The sequence below is a fragment of the Corallococcus sp. AB011P genome (genome assembly GCF_003611605.1).
Taxonomy (GTDB): domain Bacteria; phylum Myxococcota; class Myxococcia; order Myxococcales; family Myxococcaceae; genus Corallococcus; species Corallococcus coralloides.
On sequence record NZ_RAVX01000004.1, the window covers coordinates 166,887 to 184,028 of the forward strand.

General features: G+C 70.0%; 13 protein-coding genes. 5 read left to right on the forward strand and 8 right to left on the reverse strand.

Annotated elements, in window-relative coordinates:
- Window position 1: 1 nt before the first annotated feature.
- The 4 genes from D7X30_RS14025 to D7X30_RS14040 all read right to left on the reverse strand — a co-directional run bounded on the left by D7X30_RS14025 (window position 2) and on the right by D7X30_RS14040 (window position 1,937).
- Complete coding sequence (locus D7X30_RS14025) at window positions 2–397, reverse strand: hypothetical protein (RefSeq protein WP_120563424.1); 396 nt, start codon at window positions 395–397, stop codon at window positions 2–4.
- Between the two features lie 23 nt (window positions 398–420).
- A complete protein-coding gene (locus D7X30_RS14030) occupies window positions 421–855 on the reverse strand; it encodes a lipopolysaccharide assembly protein LapB (protein WP_120530743.1) in 435 nt (144 codons plus the stop codon).
- A gap of 95 nt (window positions 856–950) precedes the next feature.
- Window positions 951–1,511 carry a hypothetical protein gene (locus tag D7X30_RS14035; RefSeq protein ID WP_120563425.1) on the reverse strand — a complete coding sequence of 187 codons (561 nt, stop codon included), beginning with the start codon at window positions 1,509–1,511 and terminating at the stop codon, window positions 951–953.
- A gap of 141 nt (window positions 1,512–1,652) precedes the next feature.
- Window positions 1,653–1,937, reverse strand: a complete 285-nt coding sequence (locus tag D7X30_RS14040; protein WP_120563426.1) for a hypothetical protein — start codon at window positions 1,935–1,937, stop codon at window positions 1,653–1,655.
- 280 nt (window positions 1,938–2,217) lie between these two features.
- On the opposite strand from D7X30_RS14040, the gene D7X30_RS14045 reads away from it, so the two are divergent.
- From D7X30_RS14045 to D7X30_RS14055, 3 genes are all read left to right on the forward strand, one after another.
- Window positions 2,218–2,802 carry a hypothetical protein gene (locus D7X30_RS14045; RefSeq protein WP_120563427.1) on the forward strand — a complete coding sequence of 195 codons (585 nt, stop codon included), beginning with the start codon at window positions 2,218–2,220 and terminating at the stop codon, window positions 2,800–2,802.
- 132 nt (window positions 2,803–2,934) lie between these two features.
- Window positions 2,935–4,260, forward strand: coding sequence for an NAD(P)/FAD-dependent oxidoreductase (locus D7X30_RS14050; RefSeq protein WP_120563428.1), 1,326 nt, complete (start codon window positions 2,935–2,937; stop codon window positions 4,258–4,260).
- Between the two features lie 85 nt (window positions 4,261–4,345).
- Window positions 4,346–5,746, forward strand: coding sequence for a hypothetical protein (locus tag D7X30_RS14055; RefSeq protein ID WP_120563429.1), 1,401 nt, complete (start codon window positions 4,346–4,348; stop codon window positions 5,744–5,746).
- Here D7X30_RS14055 and D7X30_RS14060 read toward each other — a convergent pair.
- Together D7X30_RS14060 and D7X30_RS14065 are read right to left on the reverse strand one after the other, a co-directional pair.
- Window positions 5,736–6,824, reverse strand: coding sequence for an EAL domain-containing protein (locus D7X30_RS14060; protein WP_120563430.1), 1,089 nt, complete (start codon window positions 6,822–6,824; stop codon window positions 5,736–5,738). The genes D7X30_RS14055 and D7X30_RS14060 overlap by 11 nt on opposite strands.
- Window positions 6,825–6,839: 15 nt before the next feature.
- Window positions 6,840–8,288, reverse strand: a complete 1,449-nt coding sequence (locus D7X30_RS14065; protein WP_158619262.1) for an LVIVD repeat-containing protein — start codon at window positions 8,286–8,288, stop codon at window positions 6,840–6,842.
- A gap of 184 nt (window positions 8,289–8,472) precedes the next feature.
- Between D7X30_RS14065 and D7X30_RS14070 the strand changes: the two genes are divergently transcribed.
- Complete coding sequence (locus D7X30_RS14070) at window positions 8,473–12,060, forward strand: PD40 domain-containing protein (RefSeq protein WP_120563432.1); 3,588 nt, start codon at window positions 8,473–8,475, stop codon at window positions 12,058–12,060.
- 45 nt (window positions 12,061–12,105) lie between these two features.
- On the opposite strand, the gene D7X30_RS14075 is transcribed toward D7X30_RS14070, so the two are convergent.
- Entirely contained in the window at window positions 12,106–12,576 is a 471-nt protein-coding gene (locus tag D7X30_RS14075) for a hypothetical protein (RefSeq protein WP_120563739.1), read from the reverse strand.
- A gap of 358 nt (window positions 12,577–12,934) precedes the next feature.
- Here D7X30_RS14075 and D7X30_RS14080 point away from each other — a divergent pair, with 358 nt between their 5' ends.
- Window positions 12,935–14,773, forward strand: a complete 1,839-nt coding sequence (locus D7X30_RS14080; protein WP_120563433.1) for a CotH kinase family protein — start codon at window positions 12,935–12,937, stop codon at window positions 14,771–14,773.
- 3 nt (window positions 14,774–14,776) lie between these two features.
- On the opposite strand, the gene pbpC is transcribed toward D7X30_RS14080, so the two are convergent.
- Window positions 14,777–17,137 (reverse strand): penicillin-binding protein 1C, encoded by a 2,361-nt coding sequence (gene pbpC, locus D7X30_RS14085; RefSeq protein ID WP_120563434.1) that lies wholly within the window; start codon window positions 17,135–17,137, stop codon window positions 14,777–14,779.
- Window positions 17,138–17,142 lie beyond the last annotated feature (5 nt).

Sequence of the window (17,142 nt, forward strand, 5' to 3'; positions counted from 1 at the left end):
CTCACTCGGCCTTGGACCACAGCCGCTCGAGAACCTGGTTCAGCCGGGGATCATCCTGCAGGGCCCCGGCGATGCGGCCCGTGAGGGCAGCGGACTTCATGTTCAACTTCTCCTGGAGCACTTCGGAAACGAGCGCCTTCGTCGCCTCTTCCTTGCTCTTGAAGCCCCCGTTCTTCAGCCGCTTGGCGATGGCGAGGGCCTGCGCCGCGATCGGATCCGTTGCCTGGGGGCCCTGGATGTTGCTGGAGCCTACCAGACCCGAAGGCCCGACGAGCGATTCCGTGCGGTCCACCTTGCCGCCAAAGGACGCGCCGGCGGCACCCGACGGACCGGACGCCCCCTTCACGCCGCCCGCGCGGCCCTTCCCACCCCCACGTCCGACTCCACCGACAGCCATCGACGTACCTCCTTCTTCCGCGACTACTTCTTCGGCGGAGGCAGGGCCCCCGCTTCCTTCGCCTGGATGAGCGCCTGGGCCAGCTTCGCTCCGTCGCTTTCGGGCTCCAGGTCGATGGCGGCCTTCAGTTCCTTGAGGGCCTCCGGCACCTTGCCCATGAACAGCAGGGCCTCCCCAGCGTGTGCCCGGGGCAGCGACGACAGGGGCGCGAGCCGCTGGGCGACCCGGTAGGCCGCCAGGGCCTTGTCGTGCTTGCCCTGCGCGAACTCCACGGCGCCCAGGCCAATCTGGGGCACCTCGCTCTTGGGCATGAGCGCGGCGGCACCGACGAAGACCTCCTTGGCCTTGTCGAAGTGACCCATGTCCAACCACAGGTAGCCGGACTCCAGCAGGACCATGGCCGGCTGGCGCGCCAGGGGCACGAGGCTGTTGGCAATCTCCGAAGGGGTCTCCGCCATGGACGTCGCGCTGCCTTTCCTGTCGCCGGAAGCACTGAAGGCGGCCGTCGAGGGCCGCCTTCCTTGCACCGGTCAGATTCCGCTGTCCGTGAAGACTAGCGGATGTTGCCGATGGAGTTCTTGGTCGTATCGTGCCGCGACTTCATCACGTTGGAAACCGCCGTGAAGAGCTGCGACTCGTGCTGCATGGCGGACTGCATGTTCAGCAGCTTGACGTTGTCGTCCATCATCGACTTGAGCGAGCCGTTGGTGTTGAGCTGGTCGCCCACGCTGCCGCCCGAGCTGGTGCCAACGCTGGTGCCCAGCGAGGTGGAGCCGCCCGTGGAGGGCAGGCCGGAGCCGCCCACGCCGGGCAGGTTGGTGGAGGGCACCGCGCCCGCGCCCGTGTTCATCACGCCCACGTACGGGCCGCCCTGCATGCCGGAGCCGGAGGCGCCGGAGAAGGTCTGCGCGGAGGAGACGGCGGCGGAGACGATGCCCGCGCCGGGAACGAAGCCCGCCACCGCGCCCACGCCCGCGCCCACGGCGCCGACGGTGCTGTTCAGGCCGTTCTGCACGCGCGCACCGAAGCTCGTGTTCGGCGTCTGCCGAGCCGTGGTCATCTGGGTGTTCATGCGCAGGTTCGGACCCATCATGCCGCTGTCGATCTTGCTCATTTCAGCCTCCGCGCTGGTGCCAGCGTTGATTCAAAAGGGGAGCCCGGGATCATCCCTCGGCTCTTTCAATGGATTATCGGGGGAGCCAGCCGCCGGTTGCCTGCTGGTGACAAGAAATCGTCCGGGCTCCCGAAAAGCCCGTTATTTCCGGCCCTTGGACTGCTTCGACTCGGCGACGAGCTTCTCGCGGACGTCCACGAGCATGCCGAGCAGCTCCTCGGACCGCGCGATCGCAGCCTGGGCCTTCTTGCCGATCTCCGCGCGGGGGCCCTTGAGTTCGGCGAGCCCCTGCTTGACGGGCGCGAAGAGCGCCTGGACGTCGCTGGCGGAGGCCTTCTCGATGAAGGTCTCGACGGCGGGATAGGACGGGACAGGCAATTCCTGGGGCTGGGGCTGCGGCGCAGAGGGCCTGGCGGGCGGGGGCATCGAGGTCACGGTCTCCTGGCGGGGAGCAGGCCATGCGGCCAGCCTCCGCTCTTTCCCCAGCACGCTAGGTGAATCCGGAATCGGCTTCAAGCACCCCTCCCGGCGGCCGGAGCGCCGGTTGTCGGGCGCGGACCACGCCCCACGGGCCGGGGACCGAACGGGCACGCACGCGGTCTTCCCCCTCCGGCCTGTCCTCCACGCCCACCACCCCTAGCTTTTTCCCAGCGGGGGGCCCGAGGGGCCACCCCGTCCCACTCACACATCATCCGGGAGAGATTCCATGAAGAAGCTCATTGGGGTTTTCGCATCCGTGGCGCTGCTGGGTTCGGGTGTGGCCTTTGCCCAGGAAAGCGCGACGCAGGGCTCGCAGCAGCCGTCGACGTCGTCCGGCAGCATGCAGGGCTCCTCCGAGAGCACGGGCGGCTCGGGGTCGTCCTCGGCGCACACGATGGGTTCGTCGAGCATGACGGGCTCGAACGAGCTGACGGGCAAGGTCGTCAAGAGCGACAGCAAGAAGGTCTACATCAGCAGCGCCAGCGGCGCGGTGGTGCCCCTGGACATCGACAGCAAGACGCAGTTCACCGACCCGAGCATGAAGAACGCCAAGAGCCTGAAGGAGGGCCAGGAGGTCCGCGCCAGCTTCCAGGTGAAGGACGAGAAGAACATGGCGACCAGCATCTCGCCGAGCTCGGGCACGGGCGGCTCGGGCACCGACCCGATGGCGCCGGACTCGTCCATCAACGAGGGCACGGGCGGCTCGGGCATGGATGACAAGAACCAGGGCATGGGCACCGGCAACGACTCCACGATGAACCCGGACACGGGCTCCAACACGGGTTCCAGCAGCTCGCCGAAGACCTACTAGCACCGCCGCCACTCCCCTCCCCTGTTCCTCTCCCGCACGGGAGGGGAACCCCGGCTCGCGGCCCTCCGTTCGTCGGCGGGCCGCGGGCGTCTTCCGTGATGGGCGCTTCCGCGCGGCGGAAGCAGGAGCGGCATGGACCACGAGGCGGATGTCGTCATCCTGGGGGCCGGCGCCGCGGGGCTCGCCGCGGCTGAACGATTGATGAGCAAGGGCCTGCGGGTCATCGTGCTGGAGGCGCGCGACCGCGTGGGCGGCCGCGTGGCGACGCTCCGGGACACGGTGGCGGACGTGCCCCTGGAGCTGGGCGCTGAGTTCGTCCATGGCAAGCCCGCCAGGCTGATCAGGCGCATCCACCGGGCTGGCCTGACGGTGAGCCCATGCAACGACACGCATGCGCTCCTGTGGCGCGGGAAGCTGGGTGATGGAGAGGACGCCTTCGCGTTCCAGGAGCCCCTGATGTCCGCGAAGGGACCGGACCGCCCCATGGCGGCGTGGGTGGCGGAGCAGGCGCGCATCCACCGGTGGCCGCCCGTCGTGTGCGCGATGGCGCGCTCGTATGTCCGGGGCTTCTACGCGGCGGATCCGGACGTCGCGAGCACGCTCGCCATCGCGCGGATGGAGCGGACCGCTGACACGTCCGGGGGCACCACGCCTTCGCGCGTGCTGGAGGGGTATGACCGCGTGCCGCACGCGATGGCCGCGAAGCTGCTCGCGAAGCCGGACACGCTGTTCCTCAACGCCGTGGCCGAGGAGGTGCGCTGGAGGCCGGGCTCGGTCCTCGTACGGGCCCGGACCCGGCAGGGCACTCCGCTCGGGACGTTCCGGGGGGAGCATGCGGTGGTGACGCTTCCCGTGGGTGTGTTGCAGGCGAAGCCGCCCGCCCCGGGTGCCGTGCGCTTCGTGCCTCGCGTGCGGGAGCAGGAGCGGGCCTGGAACCGGTTGGCGATGGGCTCCCTGGTGAAGGTCATCCTGCGCTTCCGCACGGCGTTCTGGCGCGAGCAGGAGGCCACCGCGCGCTTCGGCTTCTTCCACGTGCCCGCCTCCGCGTTCCCCACGTGGTGGACGCTGTCGCCTCACCGACGCACGCGGCACCTGGTGGGCTGGAGTGGAGGCCCTGCCGCCGCGTCGCTGTCCCGCTCGAGCGAGAAGGCGGTGCTGGGACGCGCGCTCCAGGGGCTGTCACAGCTCTTCCATCTCTCCGTGCGGGAGCTGAACGCGCGGCTGGAAGCGTGGCACGTGCAGGACTGGCAGACCGAGCCGTACACGCGCGGCGGCTATGCGGTCATCCCTTCTGGCGCGATGGACGCCGTCGGAGCGCTAGCGAGGCCCGTGGGCCGGACGCTCTTCTTCGCTGGCGAGGCCACGCACGCGGGCGGCGATGAGGACACCGTGCATGGTGCGCTCGAGACGGGACGGCGCGCGGCGGACGAGCTGCTGGCCCGGCGCTCGAAGGCTTGAGCCCTTTCCGTCCTCCTGGCGGGGGAGCGGGCGGAGGGGCGCTGGTGGTGATGTGCGAGCGTTGGCGCGTGGACATCTTCAGGGCATGCGCCTCTGGATCGCCATCGTCGCGGGATTGAGCATGGGTCAGGCGTACGACCCGGAGCCGTTGCCTCCGGAAGATCCGTCCGTGAGGGACCCCGCCGCCGCAGCCCTGCAGGATGCCTATGAGCAGGCCGCGGACGACCGGAATGGTGCGCGGCCTCCGCAGGGCTACGTCATCCAGGCCCCGTCGGATCCGACCGAGGGCAGCTATTACTCGCTGACACCCCTGATGCCCGATGGCAACCCGCCGGTCACTTCGGGCGAGGTCGCGGTCCAGCAGTCCCAGACGTATGTGCCGCCGCCCGTCCCCACCGTCTTCGAGCAGCAGCAGCCCGCCGCTGGTGAGGCGACCGAGACGGAGGCCGCGCAGCCCCAGACGGGCACGGGAGGCGCTGGCACCGCTGGGAGCCCGACGGAGCAGCCCGCCACGGGTTCGGGAGCGGCCGGAACGCCTTCGACCACGGGTGGAACGACCGCGGGGCAGCCCGCCACGGGCGCGGGTGCCGCGGGGACCGCGCCGGCCTCTGGCACTACGGAGGCGAATGCCCCTGGCTTCGGCGGCGGCGCCTATGACACCGGCGCGACCTCCTCCGCGGCTCCGAGCAACGTCGCTCCGGGTGGCACGGGCGAGGCACCGCTGGATACATCAAGCGTGACGGTGCAGGAGCCGGGGACCGCGACGGGCGGCGCGGGTGCGGCCGGTACGACTGGAACCGAAACCGCCACACCGCCCTCCGCGACGGGCGGCATGGGTGCGGCTGGCACTCCAGGAACCGGATCCGTCACGCCGCCCGCGACAGGTGGCGCGGGTACGGCGGGAACTGGCACCACCGCTCCGTCGGGCACGACGGCGCCAGCACAGGCACCCCAGGGAGCGCAGGGACAGGCCCAGACGCCGCAGGACACCGCCGCTGCCAAGGAGGAAGTGACGCGTCTGCGCCAGCGCATCGCGGACCTGGAGCAGGAGATGGAAGCCCGCGACACACGCGCCACCAAGCGCACCCAGGCCGTGCAGACCCAGGTGGACACGCATGAGCAGCGCGCCTACGAGGCCGAGCGCGCTCGGCAGCAGCGGCTGGCACGCATCCAATCCGGCGGCCAGTGGATGCTCGCGGCGGATCAGGCGCTGGAGCAGGGCGAGTTGGACGTGGACAACGCCCTCGACATCGCCGACGAGGACTTCTCGGTCGTTCGCCAGAGCGCATCGGCCTTCGGGCAGGGCGGCGTCGTGGTCCAGGCCGAGCGCATCCGCGCGCAGATCGCCTATGCCCGGGATGCCGCCAACCGCCGGGACATCTACGCCGCGCGCATCGCCCTGCAGAGCGCGGGCAATGAGCTGCGGCTGGCGCGCGCCGCGAGCCTGGAGCGCTCGGGCACGTCCAACTCCCTGCTCAATCCGTGATGCGCGGGGTGGTGCTCGCCGGTGCGCCCGCGGGCTTCGCGATGAGGTAGCCCTGCACGAAGTCCACCCCGTGCCGGCGCACCCAGGACAGCTCCTCGGGCGTCTCGATGCCCTCGGCCACCGTCTGGATGCCGAGCTGCCGGGCGATCTCCAGCAGCTTCTGCACGATGGACGCCTTGTAGGGGTCCGCGTGGACGCCCCGCACCAGCTCCATGTCCAGCTTCATGAACTCCGGCCGGAGCTGGTGGATGAGGTTCAGCGACGAGTAGCCCGCGCCCAGGTCGTCCAGCGCCACCTTGAAGCCCGCCGCGCGGTAGAAGTCCACGATGGCGCGCAGGTGCGCCGCGTTCGCGGCCCGGTCGGATTCGATGATCTCGAAGACGACGTGCGACTCCGGGATGCCCGACTCGCGGATGGCCGCCACCGTGGAGCGCAGGCAGTAGGCCGGATCGTAGATGGCCGTGGGCGTGAAGTTGATGAACAGGTGCGTGCTCAGCTGGTGCCGCACCGCCTCGCGGATGGCGGTGGTGCGCGCGGCCAGGTCCAGTTGGAACAGCAGGTCCGCCTCGCGCGCCGTGTCGAACAGCCGATTCGGGGGCACCAGCGCCCCGTCCCGGTCACGGCCTCGCAGGAGCGCCTCGTGCGCGAAGACGCGGGAGGTGTCCTGCGCGTGGACGATGGGCTGGAAGAACGTGGTGAGCCGCGACTCCGCCAGCATGTCCACCAGCCACCCGGACTGATGCAGCATGGTGAGCCGCTGCAGTGAGTCCACGCGCGGGAAGTCCGCCAGGCCGGGCTCGCCGTCGCCTTCGACGAAGAGGGCGCGCGTGCCCCGCACCTCCTCCGCCGTCAGCACGTTGGGGAGGTTCGCGGAGAGCTTCCGCAGGCCGCCCTCCCCCATCCCCACCACGACACACTGAACGTCGGTGCGCAGTTGGAAGGTGCCCCCCGAATCACGCAGGTGGGCCACCAGCTTGCCCAGGCTGTGGCCCAGCGGCGGCCACAGGAAGAGACGCCCCGGTGCGTCCGGCGTCTCGGGCAGGGTCTGGCAGCGGCCACATCCGTTCAACGGGGTCATGACACAGCCTTGGCGTCACGGGGTGTGGCGGAAGATGAGCAGCCCGCGCGTTGTGTCCCACCCATACACCAGCCCGTCCGCGACATGAACGCCCTGGAGGCCGTCGAAGTAGCTCTTGCCCCGGCCCGCGTCCGTCTCGGTCCAGGTGTTGAAGTACCCGGCCGCCTTCGGCGTTCCCAGCGTGGCCACGTCGTACACCCGCAGGCCGTCCTGGTAGTTGGCCACGTAGAGCGTGGTGCCCGACAGGGCCATGCCGGCCAGCGTCGCCTCGGGCCGCAGCGGCACTTCGCCGCGCTGCACGATGGCCGTCGGGTTCGTGGCGTCCAGCGCCAGGATGGAAGAGCCCCAGGCGTCAGAGCCCTGGTAGACGACCGTGGAGTCCCCCAGCTTGCCCACCGCCAGGGCGCTGGTGGAGGGCCCGGCGAAGCGGCCCAGGAGCTTGGGCAACTTCGCCGTCGTCGCCAGGGGCGCGAGGTCCGTCACCGTCATGCCGTAGCTCCAGTTGCTCACGTACAGGCGGTTGTCCTGCACCGCCAGGGCGTAGGGGTACTCGCTCAGGGCGGGCGAGGCGCCCTCCACCGAGTAGCGCACCACGAGGGTCGGCGCGGACGGCTGGGTCACGTCCAGGATGACGATGTCCGACTTGGGCAGGGGCGACGCCACGTAGAGCAGGTTGCCGTCCTTCACCATGCCGTCCACGCGCACCGGCAGGTCCGCCAGCACTGTCTTGTCGCAGGTGGGGATCTCCGGGTTGGCGAGGTCGCAGATGCGGATGCCCGTCGCGTAGGTGCCCAGGTAGAGCGTCGTGCCGCTGATGAGCGTGCTGGTGAACGTCTCCGTGGGGATCTTCTGCTCGGACACCAGCGTCGGGTGCGCGGGGTCCTTCACGTTGTAGACGAACAGGCCCTCGCTGCCCGCGATGACGTAGGCGTAGCCGTTCGCGACCGACAGGCCGCGGGCGGCGCCGCGGGGCAGCACGCCCTGGCCCAGCAGCTCCACGCGGTCGGACTCGGCCTCGCCCTCGCGGCGCGCGACGCGCTTGGCGGTGAAGGTGCCCTGGCTCAACATCTCGCCGTTGCCGCACACGCGCACCACCCCCAGCACCTCGCCCGGCCCGGAGGCCTTGCAGCCGGCGAACGCGTAGCGCAGCGTCGAGCCGTTGGCGCCCGCCAGGTCGCTGGTCAGGAAGAAGGTGTCCGGGGTGATTTGCTTCGTCGTCATCGTCAGGCCGACGAGGAGCGGATCGCCGGGCGAGAACCGGATGGACGACGGGCCCGAGTAGCCGTCATCCAGGTTGATGTTGGTGTTCCAGATGCCTTCCGCCTGGACGACACTCAACGTCGACCGGTCACAACCGGGCAGGTCGATGGCTTCAAGCTGACACTCGGCCTTGTTGTCGGAACTGTCCTTGCCACAACCGAAGGCGAGGAGCGCGGTAGCAGCGACGAGAGAAAGACGATTCATTCCCTCCTCCATACCGGGCCATCCCGACCGCCGCCAAGTCCCCCCGGCGTGCACAGAGGGAGAAGAGCCGGGACGTCCACCGCAACGCAAAGAAACAAAAGGACCGCTTGTGCGTTTCCGGTGGGAGAGGGAGCCTTCCGCCAGGCCCCTGATAGCCTGTCTCCTCGCCGTACCGAGGTGCTTTTTGAACCCCCGTCCGCACGTGATCGCCGTGCTGCTGGCCCTGCTCCTGCCGGAGCTCGCGCTGGCCCAGGTCTTCGTCGTTCCCCGTCGCGCGGGGAAGACGCCCGTGAACAGCTACGAGTTCGAGTGGCGGCATGTCGACATCCTCGTAGGTCCCGCCGCCACCGGCCTGGCGAAGCCCGCGGACCACACCGCGCATGAGAACCCGCCCGGCACCCAGGGCGGCGCCAATCCGCAGGCGCCCACCACGTCGTCCCAGACGGGCGACATGCAGTCCCCGCCGGGCGGCCCGGAGGTCACCCCTTCCGGCAACGTGACCATGGCGCCGCCGGGTGAGCAGAAGCCCCCGGCCGATGGCATCGCGCTCGACATGGGCGCGTCCGACGCCGGCATCCCTCCGACCGTCACGGGCCTTGCCGACGGCGGCATCCCGCCCCCGGGTGTGGTGGCGCTGGCGGACGGCGGCACGGTGGGCGACGCGGGCGCGCTCGCGGGTGTCACCAGCGAGGACGGCGGCACGGTGTTCTCCGGCGCGCCGCTGATGCTGGGAGGCAGCACGGACGGCGGATTCAAATACACCTACGCGAAGGACCTGGGCGCGAAGACGGGCGGCGTGCGCTTCTACTTCTACGAGCGCGAGCGCGAGGTGGCCGAGCGGGCCGCGCCCATCATCGAGGAGGCGTACCGGTACCTGGTGGATCAGTTCAAGTACGTGCCCACGGAGACGTTCCCGTACATCCTCTACAGCAGCTACGCGGAGTTCCTGCAGACGAACGTGTTCGCGGTCTCCGAGGGCACGCTGGGCGTCACCTCCACGGAGGACCTGAAGCTGTCCCTGCCGTACCTGGGCGACCACCACCTCTTCGAGGAGGTCAGCACGCACGAACTGGCGCACCAGTTCACCATCCAGAAGGTGCGCACCGTGGCCGAGCAGGCCAAGACGTTTGGCGACCCGCTGGGCGGCTATCCGCTGTGGTTCATCGAAGGCCTGGCGGAGTTCTACGCCAAGCGCGGCCTGGACCCCGAGGCGGAGATGATGGTGCGGGACCTGCTGGTGAACCCGGACCTGATGAAGGGCTATGCCTTCCTCGACTTCTTCTCCCCCGGGCCGTACGGCTACCTGTGGATCTACAAGGTCGGTCAGGCGCGCGTGGCGTTCCTGGAGGACGAGTACGGCGCGGGCATCACCCAGCGGCTGCTGGAAGAGGCGCCCCGGCTGGTGGGCGGCTCGCGTGATTCCCCGTCGCTCAAGTTCGAGGAGCTGCTGGAGCGTCTGACGGGGGATGACCCCAAGCGCATCTCCGCGCGATTCGAGAACTGGCTCAAGCGCCGGGCGTTCAAGACGTACCTGGACTCGTCGCAGACGGCGCCCGCGCTGGACTCGCTGGGCGAGACGCCGGGAATCGTGACGGCGATGGCCAGCGGTCCGGACGGCAACGTGCTGGCGCTGCGCACCATCATTCCGGAGACGGGCGAGAGCCGGCTGTACCTCACGGATCCGCGCACCCCGGGCAAGACGGTGAAGGTGGCGGGTGACGGCGTGCCGGGCGTGGAGTCCCTGCACCCGGTGTCCGGCCGCAACTTCGCGCTGACCAAGGACAAGGTCGCGTTCGTGGCGGAGCGCACCGGGCGCGACGTGCTGTACGTGCAGGACTACGTGCACCTCTCCGAGAAGCGGGCCACGGACGTGCTGGTGCGGCGCTCGGCGGTGCGCACGGGCATCGGCACGGAGGTGGGCCTCAACGTGAAGCTGGAGACGGGCGACCGGCGCTCGTACCGCGTCGACAGGCAGGGCGTGCTGGCCATCTACTCGCCGGCCTTCTCCCCGGACGGCCGCTACATCGCGTTCATCGGCATCAACGACGCGGGCCTGCGCGACGTGTACCTGGTGGACCTCACGCAGGGCGAGGACGCGAAGATCCGCAAGCTCACCGATGACGTCTTCGCGGAGCGCCAGGTCACCTGGGGCCCGTCCGGCATCATCTACACGTCCGACGCGACGTCGCACCGCAAGTACAACCTCTTCCGCATCAAGCCGGACGCGCCGGCGGGACAGGCCGAGCGCCTCACCAGCGAGGACCGCGACGAGGCGGATCCGCTGGCGCTGCCGGACGGCCGCGTGTTCTTCGTCGCCTACAACAAGAGCAGCTCCGACCTGCACGAGCGGCTGGCGGATGGCCGCATCGTGCGGCGCACCGACCTGACGACGGGCGTCTTCGAACCGGGCCCCGGCCCCGACGGCGGCCTGTGGATGCTCTTCCACATGAGCGGTGAGCGGAAGCCGTCCCTCCTGCGTCCGCCGCGCATGCTGTCGATGGAGAGCGCGAAGGAGCCGGCGGCGGATCCGCCCTCACCGCTGGCGCTCCGGCCCCTCACCGACGCGCAGGCCTACAGGCCCTTCACGCGGGAGAACATCGAGCTGGGGCCCATCTTCGGCTTCGCGGGCGCGGGCGGTGGCGGCTTCGTGGGCCAGGTGTTCGCGTCCGCGTCCGACCGGCTGCGCGACCACCAGATGGTCCTGACGCTGGCGGTGTACGGCTCCTTCGAGTTGACGGACGGCCTGCTGCTCTACGTCAACGACGAGAAGCGCACGACGTGGGGCGCCGGTCTGTTCCAGTCGCTGCGCTTCCGCGTGGACAAGACGTTCGACAACCTGCCGGCGAATCAGCGTCCGTTCTTCGTGTCGTCGGAGCGCTACTTCGGCGCGTTGGGCAGCCTGCGCTACCCGCTCAGCACCTTCTTCTACCTCCAGGGCGACCTGAGCATCGGCGGCACGAAGTACTTCCTGGATGACTTCAGCGAGTTCTACCTGGCGTTCCCGGAGCGCAACGAGTCGAACATGGAGCTCTTGTCCGCGTGGCGCGCGGACAACCAGCACATCCGCTTCCAGACGGAGCTGAGCGGGCGCGTCGGCTACGACAGCATCAAGTACCACTACGCGACGGGGCCGCTCGCGGGCAGCTCCGTGCTGCTGGAGGCCACCGTCGGCGTGCAGCCCTTCGACGGGCAGGCGTACGGCAACCTGCGCCTGGACGCGGAGCGGTACTTCCCCATCTACGGACGCACCAACTTCTTCGCGCGCCTGGGCGCGGGCACCACGGCGGGCGGCCGCTACGCGCGCTCCTACTACCTGTCCAGCTTCGACACCCTGCGCGGCGTGAACTTCGGCGACGAGCGGTGGCTCCTGGGCCAGCACTTCGTCTACTCCACGCTGGAGGCGCAGCTGCCCCTCAACGACATCATCCGGGTGGCCTTCCTGAGCGACCTGGAGGCCATCGCCGCGGTGGACATGGGCGGCGTGGGCGAAAGCGCGAGGGACTTGTGGGACCACCGCGTGCTCAACGCCGTCGTCGGCTTCAACCTGTCGCTGGGGCCCCTGCTGTTGCGCCTGCACTTCGCGCGGCCCTTCGACATCAACGCCGCCGCGGGCATGCCCGACGAGGGCTGGGTGACGAACTTCTCCATCGGCGTCGCCGGCCTCAACGGCTTCTTCGACACCAGGGGCGACCGCAGGCCGGGCTCCGCCACTCCGGGCCCGGCGCTGATGCCTGCCCTGGGCGGCGGCTACACCACGCCCATGGCGCACTGAAGAAAGGGGCGCGCTTCTCTCTTCCCGGGGAGGCGCGCTCCCGTGTCAGGACTGCGCGGCGACGAGGGCGGCGTTGGCTCGAGCCAGCGGCCCCCCGTCGTTGGGGATGCGCTCGAAGTCCCCGCGCAGGGCCTTGATGGCGAACTTCTCCAGGTCAATCTCCCGGCGGGTGCGCACGCCCAGCGTTCGCACCAGCACGGAGAGGGGCCCGAAGCCGGTGAGGCCATGCTGGAGGAGCAGGGCCAGGGTGACGCCGCCGAGCATGCGCCAGCCCCGGCCGGACCTACGGCCGAGCAGCAGGCCTCCGAGCGCCATCGCGGGGACGCTCACGACCAGCGTCCGGTGCACGTCCCACTCGTGCTCCAGCTTGTCGAGGTACCGGCTCATCTCCGAGCGGTCCCCCTGCTCCGCCATGTAGCGGACACACGACTCCACATGGGCGTCGATGCGCCGGTTCATCGTGGAAGGCGCATGGGCGCGCACGGCATCGGTCGAGGTCTGGTTCCAGGACTCCATCATCGCTCCCTTGACGGACTTGGGCCGTCCTCCAGCCTGCTCCTGAAAAGCTAGGTCCGGCGGTCGTGTCCGTGCACAGCGCGGCGTTCCGTGGCCGTTGCCCGGCTGCTCGCCTCGGGGGCGATGACGCCTGGCTCTTTGTTCCGGAGGGCAGGCGGGCAGGCCCGCGCCGGCCCCTCACGCGGTCCGTCAGCGGCCCCCAGGGAGGGCAGGCGAGCATTCCGGGAAGGGAAAGAGTTTTCCTTCCGCTGGGTGATCCAGGGCCCATGCGTCGCCCCCGTGAACTTCCTCGCAGACGACAGGCGGGGGCTTCCACCGTCCTGGCGGAGAGGCATGGGGCTTGCTCAAGGGTCGGACGATGATGCGCCTACGACTCCTGATCAGCCTCTCGATGCTGCTGGCGGCATGTGGTGCCGGAACGTCGAATCCCGATGACCCACTGCCCTCCGAGACCGACCCCGGCATCACGGACCCCAACACGCCGGACGCCGGTGCACCTGACGCGGGCTCCTCGGACGCGGGCACCCCGGATGCCGGGGCTTCCGACGGCGGCTCCGTGGATGCGGGCACCGACCCGGTGGATGGCGGGAGCGCGGATGCCGGCACGGATCCGCAGCCCATTCCGGAGGTGGAGCGGCCCTACACGCTGCCGAAGCTCCAGACGACGGTGCCGGAGTACGCGCTGATCATGCCTCCGGAGGTGCTGGAGAAGTTCATCAACGACCCGTGGACGGAGGAGCAGGACGCGACGTTCCAGGCGAACGGCAAGACGTTCCCGGTGAAGGTGCGGCTGCGCGGAGCCTCCGCGCGTTTCTTCGACAAGAAGAGCTGGAACGTCAGCTTCGCGGACAAGGACAAGTTCGAGGGCCGCACGTCGCTCAACCTCGTCGCTGAGTACGCCGACGCGTCGATGATCGCGGAGAAGATCTCCTACGACCTGCTGGCGGCGATGCGGGTGCCTGCGTCGAAGGCGACGTTCGTGCGGCTCTCCGTGAACGGGAACTACGAGGGCGTGTTCCTGGAGGTGGAGCAGGTCAACAAGGCCTTCCTCAAGGCGAGGCAGTTCCCGGACGACGACGCGTCCATCTACCGCGCGGGCTGGAAGGACACGGAGTTCAAGACGTGGAAGGTGCCCTACCAGGGCGACTGGGTGAAGAAGACGAACGAGAGCGAGCCCGACGACGCGCTGTGGGAGGTGCTGGACGTCATCAACCACACGCCGGAGCCGCAGTTGGTGGCCGCGCTGGAGAAGAACCTGGAGATTGAGTCCTACGTGCGCTCCATGGTGCTGGACGCGCTGATGTCCAACAACTTCGTGGAGGACTCCGAGAGCTACTTCATGCACGACGACATCACCGGGCGCTGGCGCTACGTGCCCTGGGACCTGAACAACGTCGATGCGCGCTGGTGGTACACGAACACGGTGGAGGACCAGTCCGCCTCCACGAGCAACATGAAGCACCCGCTGTTCAACTTCACGCTGCTGGATGGCTGGGTGGAGAAGATGTACCAGCAGCGCAAGCTGGAACAGGGGAGCTACCCGGGCTACCTGCCGACGTTCTCCAACATGGGCACGCGCGTGGTGCTGAACCCCGTGCTGCGCTCCCGCCTGGAGGCTCGGCTGGACAAGGCGCTGGACGAGGTCTTCACCTCGAAGGTGATGGACCCGTACATCGACCAACTCCATGCGTTGCTCAACGCGTCCATGCAGCAGGACCCGTACATGGACTACGCGAAGTTCAGCGCGGGCAAGGCGTACATGAAGCGCTTCGTGAAGGTGCGCCGCGAGTTCGTGATGGCGGAGGTGAAGCGGCTGAAGGCGGCTCGGTCCACGCTGGTGATGGAGGCGTTCGACCCGCGCGAGGGCTGGGTGGAGGTGGCCAACCACGGCACGCAGGCGGTGTCGCTCCAGGGCATGACGCTGACCACGAACCTGCGCGTGAGCCTGGCGGGCGGTGACTACGCGCCCACCATCGTGAAGGCCCCCATGGGCGCGGTGCTGGGCAACACGACGGTGGCGCCGGGCCAGACGGTGCGGCTCACGGCCGCGTCTCTGGGCATCACCTTCCCCGCCAAGGGCGAGGTGGGCCTGTTCGACGGCACGTCGGTGGTGGGCATGAAGGACGCGCTGTTCTACGGCCAGCTGCCCGCGGGCAAGCACTACGCCCGCGGCGCGGAGGGCTGGGAGGTGCGCTGAGCCCTACTGCCGCTCGCGCACCACCAACGTGCGCCGAGCGGTGAGGCCGCGGTCGTCGGTGACGAGGATGTCGTGCGTGCCCACGCTCGGCTTCCACCACAGGCGCTCCGCGGCCTTCGCCGTTCCCAGGACGGCTCCGTCCACGAACCACGTCAGCTCCCGGTCGTGCGCGGCCTCCGCCTCCAGGGGGATCTTCTGCTCCTCCGTGTTCATGCCCGGGATGAGCAGCGCCACCGTCCCTTCCGGCGGCGATAGGATGGTCGGCGTGTCGCGCTCGCCTCCCGCGACGCAGCCGGGTGCCAGGGGCGGCGGTTCAGGCAACTGACGCTGCTGCTCCGCGAGCCACCGGCGCAGGCTGGACGGCCAGGTCAGGTACACGCGCGACTCCGTCTTGCGCCCGTCCCGGCACCCCGGCCCCACGGCCAGGCCCGTCGCCACGTCCACCTCCACCCGGTGGTGGTACGGACACGGTGTCGTCGGCACCGCCGTGCGCACCGCGTCCACCCGCTTGCGCTGCGTGCACGCGTCCGTGGGCAGGTGCCCCGAATACGCGCACACCTCCACGCTCACCAGGTCCTTCGGCGGCGCGGCGTCCTCCTCCTGCAACGCCGTGCCTCGCGGGCCGATGCCTTCCAGGATGTCGAACAGCAGCGGGGCCGCGTTCTCCGCGCCCACCAGGTGCACGCTCGACGCGTGGTCGAAGTTGCCCAGCCACACCACCGCCGTGTGCTTCGGCCCGGAGCCCGCCGCCCACGCATCCCGGTTGCCGAAGCTCGTGCCCGTCTTCCAGTGCACCCGCGCTGGCAGCCCCGTGAGCCGCCTTCGCTCCGGGAAGTCCGGCCGATCCCTCAACGCCAACGCCTGCCGCGTCAGCCACGCCGCTCCCGGCGATACCAACGCCTGGGCCTTCTTCGGCGCCGTGTCCTGCGCCAGCACCCGCAGCGGACGCACCTGACCATCTCCCGCCAGCGCCAGGTACACGCCCGTCAACTCCAGCGGCGTCAGCTCCAAGCCGCCCACCGCCGCGGACAGGCCGTAGTGCCCCGGCCGCGGATCCAGGCTGTTGACGCCCGCCTGCCGCAGCGAACCCAGGAAGCCCTCCACGCCCAGCCGCTCCAACAGCCTCACGAACGGCAGGTTGAGCGACTGCGACAGCGCGGACTCCATCCGCACCAGCCCCAGGAACCGCCCGTCGAAGTTGCGCGGCTGGTAGCCGCCGTACGCCACGGGGATGTCCGGCACCAGCGTCTCCGGTCCCACCAGGCCCTGATCAATCCCTAGCGCATACAACAGCGGCTTGAGCGCGGACCCCGGCGAGCGCGGCGTGGCGAAGCCGATGATCTGCCCACCGTGCTGGGCATCGAAGAAGTCGAAGTTCCCCACCAGCGCGCGCACCTCGCCCGTCTCCCGGTCCGCCACCACCGCCGCGCCGTTGTGGATGCCCTGCCGGTCCAACCGCCGGGCCGCTTCCCCCAGCGTGCGTTCGACGAAGCGCTGCGTGCCCGCGTCCAGCGTCGTCGCCAGCCACGTCTCTCCAGGCCGCTGCGCCTTGAGCCACACCGCCGCGTGCGGCGCTTCCCTCGGAAATGGCGTGAGCACGTTCGGCACCGCCGTCGCCCGCACCTCCGCCAGCACCGTGTCGGACGCGACGCCCTCCACGGCCAGCCCTCCGGACTCCAGGAGCCTCCGGGCAATGTCGTCCCGGGCCGAGCGCAGCCGCTCCTGGTTCTCCGGCGACGGGAAGCGCCGGTTCGGGTTCTGCGGCACCGCCAGCAGCGTGGCGATCTCCGCCGGGCTCAGGTGCTGGGCGGTGTGCCCGAAGTACGCGAGCGCCGCCGCCTCCACGCCCTCCACGTTGCGCCCGTAGGGCACGAACTGGAGGTACGCCTCCAGCACCTCCTGCTTGGACAACCGCGCCTCCAACTGGGCTGCGCGGAACGACTCAATCACCTTCGAGGTGAACGTGCGGGGACGGGGCTCCAGCACGCGCACCAGCTGCATCGTCAACGTGGAGGCGCCCGACACCCGCCGCCCCCGGCTCAGGTTGAGCCCGAGGGCGCGCAGGGCCGCGAGCGGATCCACGCCCGGGTGCTGGAAGAACCGCTTGTCCTCCAGCGCCAGGAGGGCGCGGACATAGGCCCGGTCGACGCGGTCCTTCGGCGCGGGGATGCGCCACCGCTCGTCCGGGGCGAGGAAGACGTACGCGGGCGACCCGTCCCGGTACGCCATCACCACCGAGGGGGGCGCCGCCAACCGCTCCGGCAGCGGCACCCACCAGGCCGCCACGAGGCCCGCGCCCAACAGCACGAGCCCCGCCAGCGCCACCCCCGCCCACTTCCTCACGTTGAGACGCACGCGACGCATGGGGC